Here is a 279-nt window from a genome sequence, read left to right as displayed (position 1 = left end):
GACGTCCTGGGCCGCGCCGCGCAGGTCCCAGTCGGGGCTCCAGGCGTCGCAGGGCTGGTGGTAGCAGCGGCTGGTGTAGTCGGCGACCCAGGCGTCGCCGGCGGCGCGGCCGACCTTGATCAGGTCCGCCCCGCCGCCCAGCCCCATCAGCAGCAGCACCGGCACGCCCCGGCGGGCCAGAGAGAAGTGATCGGCGCGATAGAACAGCGCCCGCTCGGGCTTGGCTTCCGGGGTGATGGTCCGACCCTGCCGGGCGGCCTGGGCGGCGAGGCCGTCCTC

General features: G+C 75.6%; 1 protein-coding gene. It reads right to left on the bottom strand.

Annotated elements, in window-relative coordinates; translation table 11 throughout:
* On the bottom strand, positions 1 to 279 hold a 279-nt coding region (locus tag EIK80_RS25795), incomplete at both ends, for a M28 family peptidase (protein ID WP_125159736.1).

This window comes from Caulobacter sp. 602-1 (assembly GCF_003931565.1).
GTDB lineage: Bacteria > Pseudomonadota > Alphaproteobacteria > Caulobacterales > Caulobacteraceae > Caulobacter.
The sequence above is the reverse complement of the archived record's forward strand: the minus strand, read 5'-3'. Positions and strand labels throughout refer to the sequence as shown.